The organism is Collinsella phocaeensis, from assembly GCF_900119895.1.
GTDB lineage: Bacteria > Actinomycetota > Coriobacteriia > Coriobacteriales > Coriobacteriaceae > Collinsella > Collinsella phocaeensis.
The window spans coordinates 263,951-290,918 of the sequence record NZ_FQLR01000004.1; the positions used below are offsets into that span (position 1 = coordinate 263,951).

General features: G+C 63.4%; 15 protein-coding genes. 10 read left to right on the top strand and 5 right to left on the bottom strand.

The window, feature by feature from the left end:
- Window positions 1-119 precede the first annotated feature (119 nt).
- Together BQ7355_RS03310 and BQ7355_RS03315 are read left to right on the top strand one after the other, a co-directional pair.
- Entirely contained in the window at window positions 120-2,384 is a 2,265-nt protein-coding gene (locus tag BQ7355_RS03310; RefSeq protein WP_072414918.1) for a ribonucleoside-diphosphate reductase subunit alpha, read from the top strand.
- 178 nt (window positions 2,385-2,562) lie between these two features.
- Window positions 2,563-3,615 carry a ribonucleotide-diphosphate reductase subunit beta gene (locus BQ7355_RS03315; protein WP_072414919.1) on the top strand — a complete coding sequence of 351 codons (1,053 nt, stop codon included), beginning with the start codon at window positions 2,563-2,565 and terminating at the stop codon, window positions 3,613-3,615.
- 380 nt (window positions 3,616-3,995) lie between these two features.
- Here the strand turns inward: BQ7355_RS03315 and BQ7355_RS03320 are convergent, their stop codons facing one another.
- Complete coding sequence (locus BQ7355_RS03320; RefSeq protein ID WP_143761703.1) at window positions 3,996-4,607, bottom strand: hypothetical protein; 612 nt, start codon at window positions 4,605-4,607, stop codon at window positions 3,996-3,998.
- On the bottom strand, window positions 4,526-4,936 hold the full coding sequence (locus BQ7355_RS03325; protein ID WP_072414921.1) for a hypothetical protein: 411 nt from the start codon (window positions 4,934-4,936) through the stop codon (window positions 4,526-4,528). The genes BQ7355_RS03320 and BQ7355_RS03325 overlap by 82 nt, the downstream gene beginning before the upstream one ends.
- A gap of 659 nt (window positions 4,937-5,595) precedes the next feature.
- Between BQ7355_RS03325 and BQ7355_RS03330 the strand changes: the two genes are divergently transcribed.
- From BQ7355_RS03330 to BQ7355_RS03365, 8 genes are all read left to right on the top strand, one after another.
- Window positions 5,596-6,225: a signal peptidase I gene (locus tag BQ7355_RS03330; RefSeq protein WP_240307302.1), complete on the top strand. Its 630-nt coding sequence runs from the start codon at window positions 5,596-5,598 to the stop codon at window positions 6,223-6,225.
- Window positions 6,226-6,288: 63 nt separating this feature from the next.
- Window positions 6,289-7,128, top strand: coding sequence for a SipW-dependent-type signal peptide-containing protein (locus BQ7355_RS03335; RefSeq protein WP_072414922.1), 840 nt, complete (start codon window positions 6,289-6,291; stop codon window positions 7,126-7,128).
- 257 nt (window positions 7,129-7,385) lie between these two features.
- A complete protein-coding gene (locus BQ7355_RS03340; protein WP_143761705.1) occupies window positions 7,386-7,925 on the top strand; it encodes a hypothetical protein in 540 nt (179 codons plus the stop codon).
- A gap of 59 nt (window positions 7,926-7,984) precedes the next feature.
- Window positions 7,985-13,825 (top strand): hypothetical protein, encoded by a 5,841-nt coding sequence (locus BQ7355_RS03345; protein ID WP_143761707.1) that lies wholly within the window; start codon window positions 7,985-7,987, stop codon window positions 13,823-13,825.
- Window positions 13,825-14,562, top strand: a complete 738-nt coding sequence (locus BQ7355_RS03350; protein WP_072414925.1) for a hypothetical protein — start codon at window positions 13,825-13,827, stop codon at window positions 14,560-14,562. Before BQ7355_RS03345 ends, BQ7355_RS03350 begins: the two co-directional genes overlap by 1 nt.
- 30 nt (window positions 14,563-14,592) lie before the next feature.
- Window positions 14,593-15,231, top strand: a complete 639-nt coding sequence (locus tag BQ7355_RS03355; RefSeq protein ID WP_072414926.1) for a hypothetical protein — start codon at window positions 14,593-14,595, stop codon at window positions 15,229-15,231.
- 400 nt (window positions 15,232-15,631) lie between these two features.
- Window positions 15,632-16,624: a PA14 domain-containing protein gene (locus tag BQ7355_RS03360; protein WP_072414927.1), complete on the top strand. Its 993-nt coding sequence runs from the start codon at window positions 15,632-15,634 to the stop codon at window positions 16,622-16,624.
- Window positions 16,625-16,649: 25 nt separating this feature from the next.
- Window positions 16,650-24,008 carry a Spy0128 family protein gene (locus BQ7355_RS03365; RefSeq protein ID WP_072414928.1) on the top strand — a complete coding sequence of 2,453 codons (7,359 nt, stop codon included), beginning with the start codon at window positions 16,650-16,652 and terminating at the stop codon, window positions 24,006-24,008.
- A 70-nt stretch (window positions 24,009-24,078) separates the two neighbouring features.
- On the opposite strand, the gene BQ7355_RS03370 is transcribed toward BQ7355_RS03365, so the two are convergent.
- The 3 genes from BQ7355_RS03370 to BQ7355_RS03380 form a co-directional block, all read right to left on the bottom strand.
- Complete coding sequence (locus BQ7355_RS03370; protein WP_205407556.1) at window positions 24,079-24,366, bottom strand: IS3 family transposase; 288 nt, start codon at window positions 24,364-24,366, stop codon at window positions 24,079-24,081.
- 108 nt (window positions 24,367-24,474) lie between these two features.
- On the bottom strand, window positions 24,475-25,881 hold the full coding sequence (gene gltA / locus BQ7355_RS03375) for an NADPH-dependent glutamate synthase (protein ID WP_072414929.1): 1,407 nt from the start codon (window positions 25,879-25,881) through the stop codon (window positions 24,475-24,477).
- Window positions 25,869-26,705 (bottom strand): sulfide/dihydroorotate dehydrogenase-like FAD/NAD-binding protein, encoded by an 837-nt coding sequence (locus tag BQ7355_RS03380; protein ID WP_072414930.1) that lies wholly within the window; start codon window positions 26,703-26,705, stop codon window positions 25,869-25,871. The genes gltA and BQ7355_RS03380 overlap by 13 nt, the downstream gene beginning before the upstream one ends.
- Window positions 26,706-26,968 lie beyond the last annotated feature (263 nt).

The following is a 26,968-nucleotide window of genomic DNA, read 5'->3' on the forward strand; positions in this document are numbered from 1 at the left end:
GGCTATTCATCTATATGGCACAGAGTCTCTATCAATTAAAGCGTGCAATGAAGTAGCATTAGGGAAACTTGACCTCAACGGCGCCTTGTGCGCCTCATCGAACTGAACGGAACGATACGATGGAGACTCCCTCATCCGAACAGCGATCGCGCGCCTTCGTGCGCCCCGGCGCTGTGGCCGACGTGCTTACCGCGGTCGAGCGCGATCCCGACCTGCTCGATTGTGACCTGGCTCTTCTCGACGAGCGCGCCGACGCCTTCGTGCTCCCCGATATGTCGCCCGCCGAGCTGCGCGCCTCATATACGCGCGCGGCGATCGAGCTCACCTCCCCGGAGGCGCCGCGCTGGGAGTTCGTGGCGGCGCGCCTGCTCGCGGCGGACTTCGCCGCCGAGCTTGAGCGCGAACAGGCGGAACGAGGCCTGGAGGGCTTCGTGGACAAGGTTCACTACCTGGTGGGGGAGGGGCTGTACGGCTCCTATATCGTCGAGGGGTACTCGGATGCGGAGCTTGCCGAGGCGGCGTCTTTCATCGACCCGTCGCGCGATGCGCTGCTCACCTATTCCGGCCTCGACCTGCTGCTTCGTCGCTATATCATCCGCGACCGCGCGCATCGGCCCCTCGAGAGCCCGCAGGAGATGTTCCTCGGCATCGCGCTGCACCTTGCGTTGAAGGAGCCCGTCGAGGTCCGCCTCGAATGGGTCCGCCGGTTCTACGACATGCTGAGCAGGCTCGAGGTCACGATGGCGACGCCCACCATGAGCAACGCCCGCAAGCCGCATCATCAGCTGTCGAGCTGCTTCATCGATACCGTGCCTGACAGTCTGGAGGGCATCTACCGCAGCGTGGACAACTTCGCCCAGGTGAGCAAGTTCGGCGGGGGTATGGGCATGTACCTGGGGCACGTCCGCGCCGCAGGCGGAAGCATCCGCGGATTCGAGGGGGTCGCCGGCGGCGTCATCCGGTGGATCCGCGTCATCAACGACACCGCCGTCGCCGTCGACCAGCTCGGTATGCGGCAGGGCGCCGTGGCGGTGTATCTCGATGCGTGGCACCGCGACCTGCCTGAGTTCCTGCAGCTGAGGACCAACAACGGCGACGACCGCATGAAGGCGCATGACGTCTTTCCCGCGGTCTGCTATCCCGACCTGTTCTGGCGCCTGGCGGAAGAGAACCTCGATGCGCCCTGGTACCTCATGTGCCCGCATGACATCGAGCAGCACCGGGGGTATCGCCTGGAGGATTTCTGGGGTGAGGAGTGGGAGCGCCGCTACCTCGCGTGCGTGGACGACCCGCGGATCGAGAAGCGCACCGTGACGGTGAAGGACATCGTGCGCCTGGTGCTCAAGAGCGCGGTCGAGACGGGAACCCCCTTCGCGTTCATGCGCGACACGGTGAACCGCGCCAACCCCAATCCGCATGCCGGCATGATCTACTGCTCCAACCTGTGCTGCGAGATCGCCCAGAACACGAGCGAGATCGAGACCGTCTCGCGCAAGGTCGAGACGCGCGAGGGGGATACCGTGGTGGTGACGGAGACACGTCCCGGAGATTTCGTCGTCTGCAACTTGGCGAGCCTCTCGCTCGGCCACCTGCCCGTCGAGGACGACGCGCATCTCGCGCGCACGGTGGAGACGGCGGTGCGCGCGCTCGACAACGTGATCGACCTCAACTTCTACGCGCTGCCGTACGCCAAGATCACCAACAGGAGGTACCGGTCGGTGGGTCTCGGTGCATCGGGCTACCACCACATGCTCGCGAAGCGCGGTATCGGCTGGGAGACCGAGGAGCATCTCGCCTTCGTCGACGAGCTGTTCGAGCGCATCAACCGCCATGCGATCGAGGCGTCGTGCGCGCTGGCGGCCGAGCGCGGGCCCTACGGGCTGTTCTGCGGCAGCGACTGGCAGACGGGCGCGTACTTCGAGAAGCGCGGCTACGTGTCCGATGCGTGGCGTGAGCTGGCGGCGCGCGTCCGGGTGCACGGGATGCGCAACGCCTACCTCATGGCGGTCGCGCCGACGAGCTCCACGTCCATCATCGCGGGGACCACGGCGGGCCTGGACCCCGTCTTGCGCAAGTTCTTCCTCGAGGAGAAGAAGGGCTCGGTGCTGCCGCGCGTGGCGCCCGACCTCTCGATGCGGACCTATTGGTACTACAAGCCCGCGCACCTGATCGATCAGATGTGGTCCGTGCGCGCCGCCGGCGTGCGGCAGCGCCATATCGACCAGGCGCAGTCGGTGAACCTGTACATCACGGACGAGTACACGTTGCGCGGCGTGCTCGCGCTGTATCTCGAGGCATGGCGAAGCGGGGTGAAGACGGTGTACTACGTGCGCAGCAAGTCGCTGGAGATGGCGGCCGCCTCCTGCGAAAGCTGTTCCGCCTGACGGCGCGCCCCGGGCGCCCGCCCGTACGGCATGCGTCGGTCGCGCATGTCAGGTGACGCTCCTCGCTTGTCGCGCGTCCGGGCGTCTGGGATCGGCGCGCGGCTTGGATCCAACCCGTCGCGTGCCGCGCTCCGTGCGTGCCCGCCTCCCTCGCCTTCTCTTCTAGAAAGGACCTTCCATGACGCTCGACCCCTGCGCTCCGCTCGCGGCGCGCCCGCTCTTCAACCCCGAGGGCGACACCGACGTGCGCGCCCGCCGCATGATCGGCGGCAACACCACCAACCTCAACGACTTCAACAACATGCGGTACGGCTGGGCTTCTGAGTGGTATCGCCAGGCGATGAACAACTTTTGGATCCCCGAGGAGATCAACCTCACCCAGGATCTCAAGGACTACGCCCGCCTGACCTCCGCCGAGCGCACCGCGTACGACAAGATCCTGTCGTTCCTCGTGTTCCTGGACTCGCTGCAGTCCGCGAACCTGCCGAACGTCGCCGAGTACATCACCGCCAACGAAGTCAACCTCTGCCTCACCATCCAGGCGTTCCAGGAGTGCGTGCACAGCCAGAGCTACAGCTACATGCTTGATTCCATCTGCAGTCCCGAGCAGCGCAACGACATCCTGTACCAGTGGAAGACCGATGAGCGCCTGCTTGCGCGCAACACGTTCATCGGCGAGCGCTACAACGAGTTCCAGCGCGACCGCAGCGCGTCGGCGCTGGTGAAGGTGCTCATGGCCAACGTCATCCTGGAGGGCGTGTACTTCTACTCCGGATTCCTGTTCTTCTACAACCTCGCGCGCATGGGCAAGATGCCGGGCAGCGCGCAGGAGATCCGCTACATCAACCGCGACGAGAACACGCACCTATGGCTGTTCACGAACATCATGCGCGAGCTGCGCGAGGAGAATCCCGAGCTCTTCGGGGAGCGGGAGGTCGCCGAGCTGCGCGCGATGCTCGACGGGGGAGTGCGCCAGGAGATCGCGTGGGGGAGCTACGTGATCGGGGACGAGATCGAGGGCCTGAGTGCGTCCATGCTCGAGCGCTATATCACGTACCTGGGCGAGCTGCGCTGGCATGCGCTCGGGCTGGGTGACGAGGCGGCGCCGCGCGTGGCGGACGATATGGCATGGGTGCTGCAGCACGCGGATCCCAACATGGTGAAGACCGATTTCTTCGAGGCGCGCTCGACGGCCTATGCGAAGGCGACGGCCCTGGTGGACGACCTGTAGACGCCACGCACCGAGGCGCGTGCCAAAGGGGACGTACCCTAACGGCACGTCGAACGTTCAGCTGTGCCATTAGGGTGCGTCCCTCTTGGCGAGGGCCTGTCCCTTTGGCACGAGGCGGCGGCCCCGCTAACGTCAACTTCCTGACGTTAGCGGGGCCGATCCGATTCTAACGTCAAAAAACGGGCAAAACTTGACGTTAGAAGTTGATAGCCTGCTCTAACGTCAACAAGCTGACGTTAGAGCAGGGGCTGTTCGCCTTGGTCGCACCTCTATCGCCGACCGTTGCCGGACGGGGCAAGCGGCTTTCGATGGTTCTCCCACTCCGATCCAAGCCATTCGATGCGTGCAGGCCTTCGAGTCTCGAGCCGACATCGACGTGATTACGGTCGACGCAGGCGGCGAATCGCTCCGGCAAGCAGGGAGCCCGCGCCCAGCACGATGGCGCTCAGCGGCCCGGCGGTGGAAGCGTCGCCCGTTGTGGGCAGGCCCTCTGAGGAGCCGTCGGAGTGGTTGTCGTCTGGGGCGCGGTTGCCGCCCTGGTCATTCTGGTCGTCGCCACTCTGGTTGCCGCCCTGGTCACCGTCGTTTCCCGACCCGTTGTCGTCCTGATCCTGGCCGTTGCCGTTGTCCTGGTCTCCTGAACCGTCGTTGCCGGAGCCGTTGCCGCCCTGGTCGCCATCCTGACCCTGGTTGTCTCCGCCCTGACCCTGGTCTCCACCCTGGTCACCCGTGCCGTTGCCGCCCTGGCCTTGGCCGGCGTCGCCCTCCTGGCCATCGGCCGCGATCTCGACCGCGAGGGGCTCCTCGCACACCACGGGACCCAGGCCCGGCAGGCCCGTGACCCGGGCGAAGGCGTAGTAGGTCCGGCCCGGGGTCAGGTTCGTGAATACCGGGTCGGTCGTCCACGCGTTCAGGGGGTTGCCCTGCACCTGCTCGCCGCTCTCGGAAGCCGCCGTCGCGGTGAACGCCCCGGGGCAACCTGCTCCTCGCACAGGGCGTACTCGACCGCGCCATCGAGCCCTTCTGCTCCGTTCACCTGCGCAGATAGCCTCACGGACGTATCGTCGATCTTCTCGGCCGCGATGGCGACCGAGGCGCCGCGGGGTGCGACGTCGATGCTCAAGGGGATCCTGAGCGTGCGGCTCTGCTGGCCCTCGGCGCCGCGATAGGTCACCGTCGCGTCGGCGCTGTACGAACCGGCCGCGAGCCCGGCGGCGGGGCGCACCGTCCACGATGCGTCGCGGGAACCTGCGGCGATCTCGCGGGAGCCCTCGCCCTCGATCACGAAGCCGTCCCCTTCGATCGTCACGTCCTCGATCACGGCTGTCGCCTTGCTGGTATTGGACAGGTCGAGCGGCAGCGTCGGGCGCTCGTCGTCGGCGTACCCCGATTTCAGGCTGTCGAATGCGATCGGCTGCGACTCGAGTCCCGGCGCGTGGACCTCGTAGACGTCGAACAGCGCCGCGCGGTGGTGCTAAACGTTCGGCGTGCCGTTAGGGTACGTCCCTTTTGGCGAGGGCCTGTCCCTTTTGGCACACGGCGGTGGTGGGGGAGGGGCCGCGTGGTTCTGTTATCGATGGGAATGGATGAGTCTCTGTCGGCTGCCGTAGGCTCCGCAGCAGAAATCGCGTTTGAAAAAAAATGAAATCCCTCCATGTCAAAAAGTGGGACAAGCATGCGGATGTCGCACCTCGGCATGTAGGACCGCGGGTCGCCGTGCAAAGTGCATCGGACCGCCGCACCGTTGTAGACCCCCTATAAATCAGCAGGTAAACCATTAAAAATGGGTGGTCATTCGAGCGTTGGCAGATTGTGGCTCCTATGCGAAGTTCCCGTGAAGCGTTCTCATATTTCCATCGTCGAACGAGGAAAAACGCCCAGAGGCTGAGGAAAAGTTGCAGGGGGGGGGCTCAGTGCTATGGTTCCCGAGAGCTCGCTTTTGCGAAGAGTGGGCTTTAATTTGGGATGGAACACGTGGTCTTGGCAGAGGGCGAAGTCGGTTGCGATGACGCATGGCTGCGAGCGATGAGGCTCGCCCCTTCCGGCCACGCGATGGGGATGATAGGGTTGTTCGGGCGGATATGGAATGCGATTCTGGTCGCGTTGACTGTCGCTGCTGCTGCGCTCGTTGTTGCTTTCGCGGGGGTCCGCCTGGTCGGATTGACCCCCTATGCCGTCCTGTCCGGCTCGATGGAGCCGGAGCTCCCCGTGGGATCCCTCGTATATGTGCGCGCGGTCGACCCGTCTGAGGTCGTTGTCGGCGACACCATCACGTTCAAGCTTGAGTCGGGCACGCTGGTGACCCACGAGGTCTATGAGATTGATGCCGCCGCACGTGAATTCAAGACGCACGGCATCGCCAACGTTGATTCAGAAGGAAATATCTCGCCCGATGCGGCTCCGGTCCCATGGTCGAGCCTGGTGGGCTCGGTCGTGGCGTGCGTGCCGCTTCTGGGCTACGTCAACGTGTTCGTCACGCAGCCGCCGGGGGTCTTCATGGTGATCGCCGGCGTGGCCGTGGTGATAGGCGTGAGCATCGTGATCGAGCTGGTGGGTACCGGCAGGCGCGACAAGCGGGAGGCGGCCCACGCCCCCAAACACATGAGGTGACACTGGGCGCAGCGCGTCTTTGTCATAAGCAGTTCAGGTCCGATAGGAGAAAGGAAAGCGGACATGGAAGAGAAACGTACGAACCGCAAGAGGGTGGGCCTGCTGGCTGCGCTCGCTATGTGCTGCGTGCTGGCGGTGGGTGCCGGCGTCATGGCGTGGTTTAGCGCAAATGATGAGGTGAGTAACGTCTTCTTGAGTGGCGACGGCATCACCGATCCCGAGGTTAATCCCAAACCCGATCCTAATCCTGATCCCAACAAGCCGATCGCCCCCGATCCCGACCCAAATAATCCGGTTGTTCCTGATCCCAACAAGCCTCATTTGAACGGCAATATCATCGAGACCGAGTGGCAGCCGAATTCAGCCATTTCCGCTGAGTCTTCCGTGGCGAAGAACCCGAACATCGGCATCGGTAAAACCAGCAAGCCCGCTTACGTGTTCGCTGAGGTCGAGAACGGCCTTGGGGCCGGAACGTACTTCATTCTGAATCCCGGCTGGGAAGCTGTGAACGCTACGAGCTATGACGGCACAAAGGGATGGGCTGCGATCCACGCGAACGATCCGGACAAGCAGGGCAAGGCCTACACCTCCGGCCTCTTTGTCTATGTTGGTGAGAACCCGCAGGGCTCCGATGTTACCGACAGGATGGCGCTTCTTGAGTCCAAGACGGTTACCGGCAAGGACGGCAAGTGGGGCGCCTACACGGGTGAGCTTTTCTCCAAGGTTTACGCTGGAAATAAAGCTGAGATTACCGGTAACAACCAAGATCGCAAGATGGACGTAAAGGCGTTCCTTGCGGCAGCTTCCAGCGATGGCGAGTTTACTGGCGCCAGCGCCTCTGAGGCCAAGGCCGAGATCCTTGCGGCTGCCAAGGCTTGGTGGACGACTAGCAACAACAACTAGCGACCTGCGATAGGCGCTAAGGAGCGCAGATGGGGAGTTCGCTCCCCTCTGCGTTCCTGCGTCTGCGTTTTGCTGTGGAAAGGACCTGCGTGATGAGCTCAGAGAGGGTCGAGCGCGCAAATCAGACGCATGCGGCGGAGGAGGCTGCGCCATGCGTCTCCCCGGAAACGGATGGGTGCTCCGACGCGGTTGACGTTGCGGCATCGGATTCCCCTTGCGCCGAGCGTCCTCGTTCTCGCCGACGGAGCGCCTTCGCTGTGGCGTGTCTTGCGCTCCTCGCCGTTGCGCTCACCGCGCAAGTTCTTTCGTCCATCGTACGTGAGCGTCCTTTCGCGAGCATGCTGACGTTTGGTAATGCTGATATCCAGCTCTCGATAACCACCCACAACCAAAACGGCGACGAGGTTTCCGCTGAGGACGGTCAAGAGATTCCCGTCGGGACCGTGCCCCTTGACCGCCGCGTGAGCGCGACCAACACCGGCTCTCAGCCGCTGTGGGTGCGTGTGCGCTTGGCGTTTATGGCCGAGGCGGGCGACAAAGAGTGGGATATCGCCGAGCTTTCCGATTTCTCTGTTAATACCGATGCATGGGTGCAGCGTGGAGAATGGTTCTATCTGCTGGATCCGCTTGAGGCGGGCGAGACTTCCCCGGTGCTCATAGACGGATTGACGGTTGACACTGCGGCGGCTGCGCAACAATACGGGTCGCATTCGTATCGCCTGTCCGCTCATGCATCTGCTGTCCAGTGCAAAAACAATGCGAACACGGTACTTGAGGCTGAGGGATGGCCGGAATGAGTGGTGTTATGCGTAGACGTGCGGAGGCGGGCTTCCCTATGAAGGATCATAAGAAGAGTGTGGCACAGCGGATGGCTGCCGTGCTGGGCGCGCTCGTCCTGGCGGTCTGCTCGCTCGCGGCGCCTCAGAGGGCGCTGGCCCTCGACCTCGGTGCCGATCCCATCCTGGTGCACAACGTCGATGAGACGATCGAGCTCATCAAGCAGTCGCGCGGCATGGTGGACGGAAACTACATGAGCTTCAAGGGCAAGACGATCGCGCTCGAAGCCGACATCGATTTCAAGTCCATTCCCGACGGCGAGGGAAAGATCGACCAGATCATCACCGAGCTGGGGTCGCTCACCTTCGGCGATAAGGACCATCCCTTCAAGGGCGAGTTCGACGGCCGCGGCCACTACATCAAGCACCTCGACTACCATCGCGACCTGTGGAAACCCAAGGCAAACACCGGCCTGTTCAGCTTCACCGAGGGCGCCTACCTGCATGACGTGCACTTCTCCGATTGCTACGTCGGCGCGGATTTCCGCGGCGGCGTGCTGGTGGGCCAGGCCAGAAACACGCGCATCGAATCGGTGCGCATGGAGGACTGCACCATCTCGGTCACGCCGGCCAACAACGCGGTGTCGCTCATCACCAACGCGGGCGTCATGGGCGGCATCATTGCGGGCGAGATGCTCGACAAGTCGTACATGTACGACTGCACCGTCCAAGGAGGCCGTGCGGTGAACAACTCCGTCGTCGCCGTCTCGGGCCTGGGCGGCGAGGGCCTGTACCTGGGCGCGCTCGTGGGCTCGGCGGAGGATTCCCAGATCGAGTACTGCCGTGTGCTCCCCAATAATCAGTACTACATCGATCGGGCGGCGAAGCCGGATACCAGCGTGTACGCTCGCGACGACAGCGGCCATTACAAATATCAAACCGAGGTCTACAACCGCTACGAGGTGGCGGTCGGTGCCGTGGCTGGCCAGAGCGTGTATGCCGGCGGCATCGTGGGCTATACCAACGACGTCGATGTGGTGGACTGCTTCTCCACTGCTTGGGTGCATACCTGGGTCGCCAACTACGTGGGCGTGGGCTCGGGCAACATCGGCTACGTGGGCGGCATCATCGCGCACGCGAAGAGCGAGAACGAGGGCGCCAACGCGAGCCAGGTCATCCGCTGCCATTACGCCGGCAACATGGAGAGCTACCAGTGGAACGCCGTCGCCGTCATCCCCATCATCCAGAGCAACGTGTATCTGTCCGGCCTGGTGGAGCGCGACTGGAACGAGGATACGGGTCTCTACAACTCGTACTTCAAGCGTAACGATATCGTGGGCAAGGACTCTGCCATCAAGCCGCATCCCAACGGTTACGTACGCGCCTGGGGCGACTGGCTTGGCCTCAACTACAGCGGCGGCGAGCACGGCCCGTCTGCCCAGGGCTTCAGCTACGGCCCCATCGTGGACGACGCGAAGTACGCCGACCGCCTGTTCTGGGAAGGAGAGGGCTACGACTTCGAGGGAGACGAGGTGCGCCTCTCCACGATCGACAACCAGATCCCCGGTCATGTGAACAAGTGGATCATGGACGACTACCTGGGCATCCCCGTCCACGGTGACTCCGTGAAGGCCACGCTCGACTTCCCGGGCGCGGGTGACGTGACTATCTCGAAATCCACGCTCGGCAAAGAGCAGAAGACGGCCGACCCCTACAACTTCGCAGTGCAGCCGGTGAGTGCCAACGAGACGAAGCTTACGTTCACGGCAACGGTGAACAGCGATGCGGGCAGCGATGCGCTCAAGATGGTGTCTTCCGCCGACAACGAGGGCTTCCGCTTCCAGGGCTGGTTCCGTAACGGCGACGTGACGGTGAACCATATCCAGCAGGGCAACCACGCGTTCTTCGACCCCATGGTGCCGCCCGAGCCGAACGGCGAGCAGGTGAGTGCCGAGCTTAAGCACGTGGCGACCAACTCTGGAACGGGTGCCGACGAGGGCGCCCAGTTCTCGGACAACGACCTGTTCGTCGCATATCACCAGGCCCAGGTGCTGTTCCATGACGTGAAGGGCGGCGTGATCGACAAGGGCAGCTCTGCAACGGAGGCGACGCCGCAAACGGATGACGATTGGTACAACCACCAGGACGCGCTGCCCGGCGTGGGCGAGCCGCAGGCCGACCGCGAGGGCGGCGAAAACGCTCCGGTGGCCGGTGCCGCGAAGTTCCTGGGCTGGACCACGCGCCCCAACCCGGCGGACGACGAGGACGGTTGGTCCAACGTGACTGTGTCCGACCTCAACTCGATGAAGGCGGCAGGTGAGTTCTTCGAGGGCGGCGAGTCTATCGAGCGCCCCATGGACCTGTACCCCGTCTACGCATCGCTCGCCGCGAACATCAACGTCATTGCCGAGGGCCACGAGCTCGATTCGACCAGTTCGGATCTGAATGTCCGAGAAGGCGTTGTTCAGGCTACGGTCACTGCGAAAGACGGGAAATACGAGCTGGGAATCAACGGCCTCGGTGCCGAAGGCGCATTGCCCGATGGCTACCGCTTCCTGGGTTGGTACGAGGTTGAACTTGACGAACAGGGCAGCCCCATTGTTGATTCGACACACGATGGTGTGCTTTTGTACGACGAAAGCAAATGGAACAACGAACAGAATGAGCTGCCGGCTACGACTACGAGTGCAACTGTGTACAAACACGGGCTCAAGCTGTCCGCCGACGCCACGTACGTCATTCCCGATTCCGTCGATTTGACGCAGAAGCATTGCTATATAGCGCGTTTTGAATATCGGGTGGACTATTACGTCATGGATCCCAATCCCATCAAGGATACTGAGTGGTCGAAGCCTTATTTGCTTGCATCCGTTTGGGAGCCGTACCTGGGCAAGTTTGACAATATTTCCGGTCCGTATTTTTACGACTGGAAACACGATCACTGGACGCTGGATAAGATAGAAGGATGCGAAGGGTCCGACGCTCATCTTGCCCAGAATCAGCTTGTCGAGGGTGTGGTCTCCTCCGTGCGAGTGAACGGGCATAATGTTGATGTTGGCGGTCATGCTAACTACGGAATAGACATCTATACTGACTTCCCGAATTCTGCCGACATGTGGACCGAGCACTTGGCGAGCAACGGGCTATTCGAGGTGCATGCTAAAACTCACGAGGGCTTTCAACTCATGGGTGGAACGTGGGTGCGCACGAACGACCATGACTACCATGTAAACAGCGCGCATAACGAAGCGCCGCATGAGTATTCATGGAAAATGGGAATCATGCTCGGCACCGCGCAGTATTGGGTCGAGGCACGCTTGGCGGCAGAGGTCGATTTCATGGACGCCGCCGGCACCGCTGATGCACCCGCTCCTGTAACCGTGACGCGCGGCTATGAGAAATACGAGAACTATGATCCTACAACCGGGGCGTATGAGAACAACTATCAGCCGGTGTTGATGAACGAGGACAAGACGTACACATATCGCTATCCCGTTCGCGAGGGATTCGTGGTAAGCGAGTCGGATGAGACCCCCATGAGCGCTGTTCAGTGCGATGACAAGGGCGACCCCCTGACCACCACGAGCAAAGCGTCTCCGAGTAACGAAGAGATGCAGCAAAAGCGCCCCAATTCGCTGTTCTTGGGCTGGATCGATAAGAGCGAGATTGTGCACGGTACCATGACGCAGGCCGAGTACGACACGGTGTACGACGAGACCACGCGTATGGCGAAGGTGAGTCTTGATGTCATCGCACCGTATCTGGTGACGGAAAAGACGCTGTGCGAGCGTCCCATGCAGCTCTACCCCGTGTATGCGGATTATAGCTATGACACCACGACCAACATCACGCGTGGCACGAATTTGACCGACCCGGCGAATCCGACGGCTGCCGAGGTCCGCAACCCTGACGGTACCAAGACGCTGACGCTTGCGGCCGATGTCGATACCGATACGGCTGCGGCATACACCCTTACCTCGTGGACGGTCGAGAGCCCCGAGGGCACCGTGATCGACACCGTCCGCGCAACGAACGATACGGGTGCGCCGGCGATGAGCGGCGGCAAGCCCGTGAGCAACGACAACGCGAAGCTCGTCTACACCATTGAGGCCAGCTCTCACTACGTATTCGTGGCCAACTACGAGGCGAATGCGGCTACCCAGCTCGACGTGACGTACCATGTGCGTCCTTCCGATGGAGCGGATTCCGGGACTAAGGTCGTCGCCAAGACGGCGGGTGACCCGCTCGGTCGCGGCCCGGCGCCCGAGTTCAAGGTGAACGATGCTGCCTTCGTGGGCTGGACCGAGCAGCAGCCCGCCGATGGCGCCGAGTACCTCATGTTCGACAGTGCCGACGCCACCAAGATGGTCGACAAGTACATGATCGTCGAGCGTCCGATGGAGCTGTGGCCGGTGTACCGCACCGTCACGACGGGCGGGGAGGGCGACATGGACGCCAACGTCCGCGTGAACTCGAATATCGATGCCGTGCACGCGGACCCCGACGACCATCGCCGCGCCACGGTGACGACCGTCGACACCCCGCAGGGGGCGCAAGCCTACGTGGCCCTCGAGGCCGATGCGGTGGACGGTTATAAGTTCATCGGCTGGTACAGGGACTTCAAGAAGCTTGAGGTCGGCACCGACGGCAACGTCGAGGTTGCCGGCACGCCTGTGCCCGGCAACCGCGTGACGGGCGACGAGATGTTCGCCGGTTACCTCTACACCGCGGTCTACCAGAAGACACAGGTATACAAGGTGGTCTACCACTTCCCGGACGGGTCCTCGTCCACCGTGGAGCTCGACGAGGGCGATACCACCGCCTTCGTGCAGCAGGTCCGTCCCCCCAAGCTTGATGAGGGCGGCAAGCCGATCATCGGTCCCGACGGCAAGCCCGTGCTGGGCGATCCGGTCGACGCCGTGGTCGTCGGCGGCGAGGAGACGGCTGCCATGGAGGGCTTCCTGTCCAAGAAAGACGCCGAGGGCAAGGTGAAGGAGCTCTTCAAGGAGTGGGAGTGGAAGAAGCAGGATGGCACCACGGTTGCGTGGGATGCGTTCTGTAAGACACCCATCGTGCAGAGCATGACGGATGCGAATGCGACCGAGATGCACCTGTATCCGGTGACGCACCGCCTGAACGCGCTCGATCAGAAGGGCGATCCGTACGCCGCCTCCAACCTGGTGTGGCAGATCGACCCCGAGGCGCTCGCAAGCGATGTGGCGGATCCCAACGCCGCCGACGCGAAGCCTGCGGTGAAGATCGCCTTTGGTCCGCGCACGCTCTATCTGGGCAACCAGCTCACCATCCATATGGCCGAGGTTCACTATGTCGCAGGCGCGCAGCCGACCGAGACGCCTATGAACGACAAGCTCGTCGCCCTCTACGACAACTTCGACTTCACCACGGCCAAGCAGCTTGACCGCAAGGTGACGGGCGTGTCGACAACGGAAGACCCGACTCCCGGCGATGGCAACGCCATCTTCCACTTCGACACCACAGGCTCCCTCACGATCGAGAAGACCGCACCGCTCACGGCGGCGGGCTCAACCTTCACCTTCACGGTAACCGAGTGCAACGAGAAGGGCGAGGTCGCGCAGGGTGCCAAGAGCGCGACGGTCACCATGACCGCGGTGGACAACGGCAAGGGTGCCGCGACCGCCATGGAGACGATTGCCGTGCCGTGGGGCTACTACAAGGTCGTGGAGACCGGCTGGGGCTGGCGTTACGCGCCGACGTATCAGTTCCTCGAGGGCGGCATGACCGTCGAGGGCCGGCCCGACAACGTGGTGCTCGTTCGCAGCCAGGGTACGGCAAGAGTGACCAATACTTTGACGAACGACGAGTACCTCGACGGTGAGGACCGTGCAAAGAACGTGTTCGGAGTCGGCAGGAATCCGGTTGAGAATGGAGGTGGGCGCTGATGGCGATCGGCAAGCGCGATAGGGACCGTCTTGGGGAGGGCACGCCTCAGGGCTCCCGGGGCGCCCATTTCCGCCCCGTCGGCAGCGCCGATGCGTGCGGGTGCGCTGGGGAGCCGACGCAGGGGAGCGCGCCGGTGCGTCGCGGCGGCCGGCGCCCCCTCAAGCGCGCCGCGATCGTCGCCGTCGCCGTGCTCGCCATGTGCGGTGTCGGCGGCGCGGTGGCGTGGTTTGGAGTGCAGGACAACGTGCTCAACACGTTCACGCGTGGCGAGATAAAGCCGAGCATCGAGGAGACGTTTGATGCGGACTCGACCGTCAAGCAGGATGTCTTTGTGACCAACAGGGGCACGGCCCCCGCATACATGCGCGCCGCTGTCTCCATCTACTGGGAGGATGCCGCGGGCAACCAGCTGTGGGATGCGCCGCAGGAGGGCCAGGACTATTCGATTGCGTGGGGCGATGCCCTTACGGCGTCTACGGGTGAGCGCTGGATCAAAGGCGCCGACGGCTATTACTACTGGTCCGTGCCCGTGGAGGCCGGTAGCACGACGTCGAATCTCATCAAATCGGTAGAGAAGCGCGGTGATCACGGGGACAAGCACCTTGTGGTCGATATCGCGACGCAGGCCTTGCAGGCCAATTTGTCTGCCGGCGAAGGGTTCGACGCGGTGTGGTCGGCATCGAGTGGCCTGAAGGTCGGTGCCGACGGCGCCTTGGTCCAAAAGACGACGAACTAGGGGGGAGCCATGGTGAAGAAGTTGTTTGCAATGATGGCCGCCGCCTGTGCGTGCGCGCTCGCCCTCGGCTCGCCGTCTGCCGTCCTTGCAGTGCCTGCCGATGGCAACCCGGCGGTGGTGTACGACGGCGCGGCGAAGGCTTGGCACGGCGAGAACCTGCAGGAGCAGAATGTTATCGCGACGGTTGCCGATGTTATGCCCGGTGACGCGCTCACGCAGGAGTTTCAGCTGATCGTTCGCCATGTCGAGCGCGGCGTGACGCTGAGCATGCGCCCCGATGCGTCCGCCTCGACGCTGGATGCTTTGGGTGATGCGGCGATTGAGGTGCGCGACGCCGCGGGTGCGCTCGTCGCGCAGGGAATGCTCGCCGAGCTTGCTTCGGCGGAGGGGGCGCCTCTTGCCCTCGGTGCCTATACCGCCGATAGCGCTCGGGGCCTGCGCATTACGATGACGGTGCCCACGAGCCTCGGCAACGAGGCGCAAGGCCAGTCGTATGAGATCAAGTGGATCTTCACCGCCCAAGAAGATGGCGAGAGCGTATCGGCGGGGTCCGACGATCTCCTTGCGCAGACGGGCGACGACCCGCTGAACGTCTATGGTCCGATCGTGCTCGGCATTCTGGGCGTTCTGCTGATCGCAGGCGCCATCGCGCTCACGAAGCGCCGGTAGCCCAAGGCCGGCCGCGCCATCGGCCGTGCCAAAAGGGACGTACCCTAATGGCACGCTGAACGTTTAGCCGTGCCGTTAGGGTCTGTCCCTTTTGGCGAGGGTCTGTCCCTCTTGGCACACGGCGGTGGCGCTGTTGGATACGCCGTTCACGGATAAGAACAATTGAATAATGAAATACCCCCATTTCGGTTCTGGCTGGAAATGTGTCTGCGCCTTACAATGCGACGTAAGGCTGCTGTCGTGTTGCATAGCTTATAAACCTATGCGCATAATAGGTAAATAAAAGCAACGCACCATCTGCGCAGCGCACTACGTAGTTCGGAGGTACGGCGTGTTCGGGATATGGGGGAAGCGGGAAGCGGGCGACTGCACGCATCGCCCGCGGAGAAAGACTCATCTGATGGCGCCGGCGCTCGCGGGCATCGCGCTCGCGGCGACCGTTATGACGCAGACGGCGGTTGCGAACCCGCTGGACGATCTTGCGTCGTTGCTCGGCTTCGGTGATGCCGCACCGGCGGCTGCAGGCGATCACGTGGTGGACGACACGGTCTCGCCTTCGGGCACCACGATCGATCTCTTCGATTATTGGCTCACGACCGAGAAAGGTCCCGAGAATCCGGCGAACCTGACGTCTGCTGGCATCAACAGCGGAAATCAGCTCTGGTTCTCCGGCGGCATGCCCGAAGGCTCCGGCTCGGATTTCGGTAAAACAATCAACCACTACACCGGGCGGGGTAAGGGTCCGTATTTTGGCATCGTATCGAATAGCTTGGGAGACGACGGGTATCCGTCGCTGCAGGAGGGTAAGCGGTACAGGCTGGGATACAGAGATTACGAGACGCGCTCGCAGTCCCTTGCCTACCTCTTCAACCCGCTCGTTTCGAACACGTACAAGAAATCCTACCCGAACGCGACCGGTCTGCTGCAGCTGGATGCAGACGGCTACTACTATTACGACTCGAGGCAGAACTTCGCGTCTTACGACAAGGACGCCGGCCGCTTCGTGCTCTATGACGGGGCGGCAGTGGATGGCTCCGGCTTTGCGGGCAGCACGAAGGGTATGTTCTTCCCCTTCAACACGGCCGAGCAGGTGTTTACGAACGAGAGTCTCAACGGCAGCGGTCCGCTCGAAAGCACGGTGGGTCCCGGCGGCCTCAACCACTATTTCGGCTTGAGCATGACGAGCTACTTCATGCAGCCTGCTGGCGGTAAGTCGAACGGCAAGGACATGGTGTTCGAGTTCTCCGGCGACGACGACGTGTGGGTGTTCATCGACGGCAAGCTCGTGGGCGACGTGGGCGGCATCCACGAACGCGTTTGGCCTGAGCATCAACTTCGCGACGGGCGACATCAGGATCTTCAACACGAGCACCGCGGGTGGCAGCGAATATGAGGGCTGGGACTACAAGAAAACCTCGTTGCAGGAGATTTTCGGCAGTGAAAACCTGGAAAACGGAACGTTCAAAGCAGGTTCGTATCATACCCTCAAGTTCTACTACCTTGAGCGCGGGTCCGGGCCTTCCAACTTGAGCCTCAAGTACAACCTGGTGGACATCCCCGCGAGCACCATGACCAAGGTCGACCAGCTGGGCAAGGGCGTTCAGGGTGCCGAGTTCAAGCTGTACCAGACGGATGCTGCGTACGAAAACGAGAAGCTCATCGGCTCGGGCGTCACCGACGCGACCGGTAGCTTCACGTTCACGGACGCCAACACCGTGCCCATCAACTTCATGAACCTCAACGCGTCCGGCATCAGCCATTACGTGCTGAAGGAGACCAAGACCCCCGAGGGCTATCGCAAGAGTCCGGACGCGCGGCTCAAGTACGTGACGAACGCCGACAAGTCCATAGGTTTCCTGCTGTCCGACAACTACTGGGAGTCGGGTGTCTACGCGCGCCCCGAGCAGGTGGTGACTATCGCCGGCGGTACCGTTAAGGAATACGGCAACGGGCGCGAGATCGAGGTCGGGGACGGCAACGTCTTCGCCGTCATCCTCAAGCGCGACCGCTCCGTTGACGATATGAATGCATGCTGGCATGCGGTGTCGGGTAACTCCGTTGCCGGCTGGACGGTATCCAAGAACGCGATCACCTCGACGACGCAGCTCGCCGATGTCCAGAAAGTCTACTTCGAGAAGAACGAGGACGGCAAATACGTGGCCGACCTCAAGGAGCTTCCCGGCGATCCCGAGCAGTACTACTCCATGGTGAGTAAGGAGAATCAGGACGCCGGCAACTTCGATTACACCGTCGCCTTCTACGCGTATGACGGGAAGAGTAACATCAGCCGCCTCGACACGAGTACTCAGTACTTCCAGCGCCAAAGCGCGGCGAACCTGCACGTGACCGACATCAAGAATATGCTCCATGTCCAGAAGGTTGACGACGCCGGGACGCCGGTGAATGGCGTCACCTTCAATTTCTACCGCTCGAACCAGATGATCGAGGCGGACGGGAAGCTTGCGCCCCGCGCGGGCGAGGATCCCGCATTCACCGGCAAGACGCAGGACAACCGGAACAATAATGACGCGACCATCAAGATGGACGGCATGCTGTCGCTCGGTCCGCTGAGCCCCGGGACGTACTATCTGGTGGAGGATGCCGACAAGGCTCCGAAGGGCTATATCCCCAACGATGCCGTCGTGCGCGTCATCGTGGACGACGAGGGCGTGCACGCCGACGCCGGCGTGGAGGGCGATGGCGTCGTCACGCTGGGAGGCATCGGTTCGCTCGTCGACTCGATGAGCCAGTTCGGCGTCAAGGACGATATCGATATGACCCTGTACCGGGTGATCGCCACGAAGGCGACGTCCACAGCTTCCGATGCGGACGGCGATGGTGCGTACGCGCTTGATGCGTGGAAGCCGGGCACCGATACGGTGACGATGGAAAACCGCCCCGGTTCTGCGTACTTGGAATACGTTCCGGTCGACTCCGGCATCAAAGCGCCTGCATTCACGGTGGATACAGGCTACGTGCGCGCCATGGTGTCGCAGGCGAAAAAGCCGGATACGTCCGACTTGGGCTTGGCCAACTGGACCGATCTGTCCAAGGTGGCGAACAAAAACCTGAGCGCCCTGTTCACGGGGACGAACATCGTCCGCATCACCAACGAGCGCACGGCATCGGTCGCGGTGAGAAAGGAGGTCGCGGTCCCCGAGGGCTTCGAGCTGAGCAAGGACGCAAAAGTCCGTGACTTCACGCTGACGTTCACGTTTGGAGATCTTGGAACGTTGCCGGCCGACACCGCATTCGACGCTGCGACGTTCGCGGTGGATGAGAATGGTGCCGAGCATCAGGCCGGTAACGATTACACCATCAAGTCTGGAGATACCCATACCCTGAAGCACGGTGAGACCATCAAGGTCTACGGCTTGCCCAACGGGGCGTCCTATAAGGTGGAAGAGTCGCCCGATACCCTGTACCCGCAGACGCAGCCTGCAGACGGGGGCGCCATCGCGGGCGAGGTCGTTGCAGGCGAGACGCAAACGGGCACGTTCGTGAACACGTATACGCCGACCCCTGCCACTGTCGATGAGAAGGCGTTCTCGTACGAGAAGCACTTCAACCTCATGAAGGCCGTCAAGCAAGCTGATGGCACCTATAAAGAGGAGATGCAAGAGCTGGATGGCGCGTGGGAGAAGTTCTCGCCGGCCGATGCCACGTTCACGATGCTCTTGGCCGAGGTGAAGGAAGGCGCCGATGCGACCGAATGCCCCTTCCCTGATGGTGCGACCACGTCCGAGAAAGACGGAAGCACGTTCATGACGAAATCGGTCATGCGCACGTCTAACTCGGGGGGAGCGTCGGGGAGCTTCGGGTCCATCACGTTCGATCGGCCGGGTACCTACACCTACCTCATCACGGAGGATTTGTCCGGCACGCTCGTCGACGGCATTACGTATTCACGAGCGAACTACCGCGTTATCGTGACGGTGAAAGACAAGGAAGGGAAGCTCGAGGCTTCAGTTGCCAAGTTCCAGACCTTCGGCGAGGCGGGTGTCGAGCTCGACACGCCGCTGTCGCTCGACGCCGCCAAGCCGGTGACGTTCAACAACAGCGCGGCGTACGATTCGATAACGCTTGGCCCCAATGCGTATAAGCAACTGGTCGACACGACGGATGGTCGTGCCCTCGCTGCCGGCGAGTTCACCTTCGGCGCCGTTCCGATTACCGAGGGTGCGCCCATCCCGACTGATCAGAACGGCAATCCGCTTCCGACGGACACCGACGTGAACGGGACCCAGTATTACAAGTCGACGAACGACACGCTGGGCTACATCGCGTTCGGCACCGCCACGTTTACCCAGGAACACGTCAAGACAGGCGACTCCGCAGCGTATGTGTACAAGCTTTTTGAGGTTATCCCCAGTGATGCCGTCAATGCGAGCGTGGATGGCGGGAAGAAGAGCTATGCAGAAGCCGACGAGGTCCAGCGAGCGCAGGCCGGCTGGACCAAGGATGGCGTGACCTACGACAGCTCTGTGTACTATGCGCGCGTCACCGTGAAGATCGATGACAACAGCACCGATAACGTGAATCACGTGACCGCCGCGATCAGCTACCACGAGTCGCCGGAACCGGACGCTGCCGTCATCATCGGCAACAGCGTTACGTTCAAGAACGTGTACGACCCTGTCGACGCGGTCCTTGCGGGCGACGCCCGAATCAAGGGCCAGAAGACCCTCAAGGGCCGTGATGCCCTTGAGGGCGAGGCGTTCACCTTTGAACTGACGGCGTTCGATGACTTCACCAAGCAGGCGCTTAAGTCCGACGCGCTCGTCTTCGGTTCCGACAAGACCGCAACGGAGTTGACCGCGCAAGCGAAGGGGGCGAAGAACGGCGAACCGTGCGGCTTCGCCTTCGATGCCGATATGACGTTCTCGAAGGTGGGAACCTACCGCTTCGCCATCAAGGAGATGGTGCCCGGCGACCCGGCTGCCAACATGACCTACGATCCCACCACGGCTGAGGCCGTGGTGACAATCACCGATGCCGGCGGAAAGCTCAAGGCAGAGGTGAGCTACATCAACCCCCAGGCCCCGTCGATCGTCGATCAGGCGGTCTTCACCAACGTCTACCATGCGGAAGGGGCCCTTGCTGAGGGTATCAAGGTGAGCAAGGTCCTGACGGGCCGCGCGATGAAGGCCGGCGAGTTCTCCGCGACGGTTGTGGGGATCGACAACACCGCCGGCAATACGACCGACGACGATGCGAACGCGAGGCTGCCGAAGGCGGACACCGAGATTTCGTTCCCCAAGGCTTCTGCAGGTTCGCCGGTGAGCAAGAAGATTCTGGGCGATATCCTCTTCACCCAGGAAGACGCCGGCAAGACGTTCTCCTATATCGTTGCCGAGGATGTTCCTGCGGAGGGAATCGATACCGCGGGCGTGTCCTACGATCGCTCCCAATACCGGGTGGACCTTGCAGTGACGGATACGGGCACCGGCAAGCTTTCCGTCACGCCGACCGTCACCAAGATCGTCGATCGCGATGGGAAACCCCTGGCTGGCCTCGGGACGGTCCCGGCGGTGTCGTTCGAGAACCGATACGAACCTGCCCAGACGGTCATCGAGGACACCGCGGGCGCGCTGCCCTTGACCAAGAAGCTCTCGGGCCGCGGTTGGCTGGATACGGACAAATTCGAGTTCTCGTTGACCGCGAAGTCCCTGAACGGCAAGACGGATGCGGACTCGCTGACAAAGATCCCGATGCCTAAGGACGCGCGCGCCGTGGTCACCAAGGATAGCGCGCCCCATTACGACAGCACGACGGGCGCTGTCCTCGATGCGGCGATCAAGGACTTCGGGTTCAAGGGCATCACCTATACGCAGGCGGGAACCTATGTCTACGAGGTCCGCGAGGTCATTCCCGACGATGCGACGAATCCGGATGTTCCGGGCAAAACGTATGGGCTGGCAGGTGCCGATGAGCGGGCCAAGGCTGGCTGGACCAGGGGCGGCGTGACCTATGACAGCGCGATGGTCGCGACCGTCACCTGCGAGGTCAAGGACAACCTCACGGGTCAGCTGTACGTCGAGGCAAGTTGCGAGCCGGCGGCCGTTCCGACCTTCACCAACACGTACACCCCGGGCGCCGTCGAGATGGACCCGGCCGCCGCTGGCTTCTCCTTCACCAAGGTCCTTAAGGGCAAGGCGTGGGACGGCGACGAGTTCGCCTTCACGCTCAAGGGCGCCGACGGCGCACCCATGCCCGAGGCCGACCCGGACGCCGGCGTGACCGCCAACGGCGACGGCACGCTCACCAAGACGGTTTCGGCCGCCATGCGCAAGGCCGACGGCTTCGATGCGGCGGACTTCGGCTTCGGGCCGATCCGCTTCGAGAGGGCCGGGGTCTACGCCTACACCGTGCGCGAGGTCGTCCCCGAGGGCGAAGCCGCCAACCCGGGCATCGCCTACGACGGCCACGCGGCCAAGGTGAAGGTCACCGTGACCGACGACGGCTCCGGCAACCTCGCCGCGACCGCCACGGTCGAGGAGGGGACTTTCACCAACAGCTACGCCACGGGCGCGGTGGACTTCGACGCCGCGGCTGGCCTGCAGATCGTCAAGAACATGACCGGCAAGGCCATTGCCAAGGATGCATTCTCCTTCACCGTGGAGGGCATGGACGACGAATCCGCGGCGAAGCTCAACGGCGGCCACAAGCTCACGGTGGGCACCGCCGGCGCACCGCTTGTCGGAAACACAGCAACCGAGACCCTTTCGGTCGCCACGAAGCTCTCCTTCGCGCAGGAGGATGTCGGTAAGACCTACCGCTACACGGTTTTCGAGGCCGACGGCGGCAAGATCATCGACGGCGTGACGTACGATGGCGCGAAGCACGAGCTCGCCTTCGCGGTGACGGACGGCGGCTCGGGTGTGCTCGAGGTCGCGGTCTCGCTCGACGGCGAGAAGGTGGCGACGTACACCGGTGCCGCGTCCGGCGCACGGGTGGCCGACCCCGTCACCGTGACCTTTAACAACAGCTACGACGCGGGTTCCGTGGACGTGGGCGGGGATGGCGCCGCGGCGATCAAGGCGCACAAGACCCTGACCGGCCGTCCGCTTGAGGCCGACGAGTTCTCCTTCAGCGTGGTCAACACGCTGGACGATGCGGCCGAGCCCGTGACCCGCGGCACCAACGACGCCCAGGGCGATATCGCCTTCGAGCCGATCGCCTATACGGTTGAGAAGCTCAACGGAGACGTGGCGGCAGGTCTCGCCGCCTACGCGGACGGCGTCTACACCTACACCTACACCGTCTCCGAGGACATCTCGTCGCTGCCGGCCGGCGTGACCCCGGTCGCGGCGTCCTTCACGGTCAAGGTCCTCGTGACCGATAGCGGCACCGGTTCGCTCGACGCCCAGGTGGTCTATCCCGAGGGCTCCGACGGCTCACTGGAGTTCCGCAACGCGTACGGGACGGGCGTCGGCGGCTCTGCCGAGCTCGCCGTGGGCGGTACCAAGGTGCTCAAGGTTGAGGGCGGTGAGACCGCCCCGGATATCGCGGGCAAGTACACCTTCACCCTCACCGGCTCCAAGGACGCTCCGATGCCCGAGGGCGCCAAGGACGGCGTCAAGACGGCTGTCAACGACGCATCCGGCTCTGTCGACCTCGGCACGATCTCCTACACCATGGAGAGCGTGTTCGGATCCGGTTCGGGCGAGCGCACCAAGACGTTCGACTACACGGTGACGGAGTCCGGCGAGGTGCCGGGCGTCGTCAACGACCCCGTCTCCAGCCGCGGCTTCACCGTGACCGTCACCGACAACGGGGACGGCACGCTGAGCGCCGTGAGCTCGGAGAAGCCGGGTGCGCAGTTCGCGTTCACCAACACCTATGCGGTCGAGCCTACCCCGTCGTCCCCGACCTCCGCGGGGCTCACCATCACCAAGACCCTGAGCGGCCGCGACATGCTTGCGGGCGAGTTCGCGTTCCAGCTGGTGGACGCAGCGGGCAAGGTCGTGAGCACGGGGACGAACGATGTGGAAGGCAAGGTCGAGCTGCCTGCCGTGACGTTCACCGAGCCGGGTGACTTTGCGTACACGTTGCGCGAGGAGACGGGTGACGCCGCTGGCGTGACCTACGACAACCGGGCATACAGCCTGCGGGCGCATGTGGCCGACAACGGTGACGGAACGCTCGCGGTGACGTGGACCTACGGCTCGGACGACGCCAAGGAGCTCAAGGCCGAGTTCAAGAACGAGTACGCGGTGGCGCCCAGGACGATCACGTTCAACGCCGCCAAGGTCCTGACCGGTCGTGGGCTGCGCGAGGGGGAGTTCTCCTTCCAGCTGTACGACGGCGCGGGCACGCTGCTCCAGACGGTCAAGAACGGAGCTCCGGTCGAGGGCGGCTACGCCCCGGTCGTGTTCGATGCGGTCACGATCGATCGCGCGGGAGCGTATGACTTCCGGATCGTCGAGGTCGCGGGCGACGCCGAAGGTATCGAGTACGACAAGACCGAGTTCACGTATCACGTGGTCGCAAGCGATCTGGACGAGAAGGGCAACCATACCGGCAAGCTCGAGTTCGAGATCACGGAGGGCGAGACCGGCGCACCGGTCTTCCGCAACACGTTCAGCGGGACCGACGGACCGGGCGGCGGCGATACGCCGGGCGGCACCGGAACGACGCCGGGAACCGGTTCGGGTGGCGGATCGCTCGTGGCGACGGGTGACGACTCCATGTTCGCCATCATGGGCGTTGGGGCCGCGGGCCTCGTCGCGGTGGTCGCCGGCATCGTCGTGGCGAAGCGGCGCAACCGCCGATAGCCATTGATCCAAAGGGGGTGGACCTCGTGTGAACTGCGCCCCAAAACTTGGACGCGCTAAATCATAACCGCTAGGCGGCCTTCCGAAGGGCCTGCTCCCGGAACTCAACCGGGGTCAGGCCCTTCAGCTTGACCTGGCGCCTCACGTGGTTCCAGCGGCGGATGTAGGACTCGAGGTCCGCCTTGAACTCCTCGAACGTGTCCCAGTCGCGGCCGCGAAAGAACTCGTCCTTCAGATGGCCGAAGACCTGCTCGGTGGCGCCGTTGTCCAGGCAGTTGCCCTTGCGCGACATGCTCTGGACGAAGCCGTTCTCCGCCAGCGCGCCGACGTAGGCCGCGTGCCGGTACTGCCAGCCCATGTCGGAGTGCAGGACGGGCGCCGTAGCGCGAACGGCTGCAGCAAAAAGCGCCCGCCGACTCAACCGAGCCGACGGGCGCTAGGCGTCAACGCTGTGCCGGAGCGGGGATTACTCGCCCAGCAGCTCCTTCTTCATGGAAGCGGCGGCCTTCTTGCCGGCGCCCATGGCGAGGATGACGGTAGCGGCACCGGTCACGATGTCGCCGCCGGCCCACACCTTCGGGTTGGAGGTGCGGCCGTCCTCGTCGGCCTCGATGAGGCCCCAGCGGTTGAGGTTGAGGTCGGCGACCAGGCTTGCGAACGGGTTCGCGCGCGTGCCGATGGCCGTGATGGCCACATCGCAGGGAATCTCGAATGCGGAGTCCTGGACGGGCACGGGGCGGCGACGGCCGGAGGCGTCCGGCTCGCCGAGCTCCATGCGCTCGAGCTTGACGGAGGACACGAAGCCCTGCTCGTCGGCGATGAACTCAAGCGGGTTGGACAGCTCGAGGATCTTCACGCCCTCCTCCTTGGCGTGATGCACCTCGGCCAGGCGCGCGGGCATCTCGGCCTCGGTGCGGCGGTAGGCCAGGGTGACGCTCTCGGCGCCCAGGCGCAGCGCGGTGCGCGCGGCGTCCATGGCGACGTTGCCGCCGCCGAAGACGACGACGTTCTTGCCGTGGCGGATCGGGGTGTCGTAGACGGGGAAGTCGTACGCGTGCATGAGGTTGGTGCGCGTGAGGTACTCGTTCGCGCAGTACACGCCGGGCAGGTTCTCGCCCGGGACGTGCAGGAAGCGGGGCAGGCCCGCACCCACGGCGAGGTACAGGGCATCGAAGCCCTCCTCGTTGAAGAGCTCCTCGGCATCGAACAAGCGGCCGGCCACGGAGTTGTACTCGAAGTGGACGCCCAGCTGCTCCAGGCCGTCGATCTCGCGCTTCACGATCGCCTTGGGCAGACGGAACTCGGGGATGCCGTAGGTCAGCACGCCGCCGCCGGTGAAGAAGGCCTCGAAGACGGTGACGTCGAAGCCCTCGCGGGCGAGCTCGCCGGCGCAGGCGATGCCGGACGGGCCGGAACCGACGATAGCGACCTTCTTGCCGTTCTTGGGCTTGCACACGGGTGCGCGGCCGACCTCGGAGGCCATGTCGCCCACCATGCGCTCGAGCTGGCCGATAGCGACGGCCTCGCCCTTGCGGCCGAGGATGCACTTGCCCTCGCACTGGTTCTCCTGCGGGCACACGCGGCCGCAGACGGACGGCAGCAGGTTATCGCCCTTGATGGTCTCGAGCGCGCCGGCCCAGTCCTCCTCGCGGATGCGACGGATGAAGCCGGGGATGTTCACGCCGACGGGGCAGCCCTCCATGCAGAGGGGCTTCTTGCAGTCGAGGCAGCGGTTGGCCTCGGCGATGGCGTTCTCTTTGGTGAAGCCGGTATCGACCGGGCGGAAATCGCACGCGCGCTCGGCGGCGGGCTCCTCGTTGGGAGCGGTGCGCGGGGCGCCGATGTTCGGGCGATACTTCTTTACTTCTGGCATGCGCAGGCCTCCTTGTGACGAGCGACGGATACGGCCTCTTCACCGCGATAGGTGGCCTGGCGGGCGGCAAGGTCGTCCCAGTCCACGGCGCTGGCATCGAAGTCCGGGCCGTCGACGCAGGCGAACTTGGTCTCGCCGCCGACCTCGACGCGGCAGCAGCCGCACATGCCGGTGCCGTCGACCATGATGGGGTTGAGGCTGGCGATGATCGGGATCTTGTGCTCGCGGCAGGTGCGCGCGGAGAACTTCATCATCGGGACGGGGCCCACGCAGAAGGCGTGGTCGATCGCGTTGGTCTCGCACAGGCGCGCGAGCGGCAGCGTGACGACGCCCTGCTCGCCCATGGAGCCGTCGTCGGTGGTGACGTACAGGCCGGCGAGCGGCAGCGCGTCGAACTGCTCGTGCAGGATGAGCAGGTCCTTGGTGCGGGCGCCCATGATGACGTAGACGTTCTTGCCCTGCTCGCAGAGCATGCGGGCGACGGGGTAGGCGATAGCCAGGCCGACGCCGCCGCCGATGACGGCCACGGAGTCGCCGTCGACCTCGGTCGGCATGCCGAGCGGGCCGGTGACGTCCTTGATGTAGTCGCCCTCTTCGAGCTGGGACAGGCACTGGGTGGTCTTGCCGATCACCATGAAGATGAACTCGATCCAACCCTCCTCGGCGTTCCAGTTCGCGAAGGTGAACGGCACGCGCTCACCCGTCTCGTCGACGCGCACCATGAGGAACTGGCCGGCGTGAGCCTTCTTGGCCATCCTCGGAGCGTGGACGCGGAACTCGAAGACCTTCTCCGAGAACTGCGTCTTCTTCAGGATCTGGTACATACAACCCCTCTCTACCTTTTGAGGCGCCGGGCCCTATGACGTGGGACGGCGTCTCGGTTGCGACCATGTCCGGTGTGCGCGCGGGCGCATGCCCGGCGTTTGCGCATACCGCTTTCAGTATACCCCTGAGGTTTCTCAAACTGCTTGCGCGAAGGGAGATTCCGGTGGAGGGGAGGGGCGTCCCCGGCGTGCGGTCATCGTCGGCGGCGGGTGGAGGGTAAAGCGTTTTTATCTGCTTACATGACGGGGCGGCCGGCCCGGGT